We start from the raw sequence: 526 nt of genomic DNA on the forward strand, positions 1-526 counted from the left end.
TGATGGCTTATGCCGACAATCAGTTGGATGCGCTGCGGCACGAGGAGGTGATGCGCTATCTTGCAACCCATCCGGAAGATGCCGCACGGGTAGCTGATATCCGCGAGCAGAATCGTCGGCTACGGCTGATTTTTTCTCCCGTGCTTGAGCCTTTACCGACACACCTTATGCCAGCAGTCGTGCGACACCGGATAGTCGCCAGACGTAAAAGACGTATGACTTATCTCGCTTCGCTAGTGCTGACGTTAGGCCTGGGTAGCGGCTTAGGGTGGCAGGCACGGGAATCGATGCTGCGGCGGGCGCACGTTCCAATGGCGGATGCCGTGGAGGCTTATCGACTATTTGCGAGCGCCGAGGGGCGGCCGCCAGTCGATGTAACCGGCCAGGACGGTGCGATTCAGCATTGGCTTGAAAGGACATTTGTGCAGGCGCCCGCCCTCCCTAACCTGGAGCGCTTCGGCTTGATCCCAGTGGGTGGTCGTCTCATGGCCACGGACACCGGCGCCGCCGCGATGGTGCTCTACCG

At 60.5% G+C, this 526-nt stretch carries 1 protein-coding gene; it reads left to right on the plus strand.

What is annotated here, in order from left to right:
• A partial coding sequence (locus RND78_RS27915) for an anti-sigma factor (protein ID WP_288462627.1) occupies nucleotides 1-526 on the plus strand: 526 nt, incomplete at both ends.

Source organism: Pseudomonas oryzihabitans, from assembly GCF_032027545.1.
GTDB classification, from domain to species: Bacteria; Pseudomonadota; Gammaproteobacteria; order Pseudomonadales; family Pseudomonadaceae; genus Chryseomonas; species Chryseomonas oryzihabitans_F.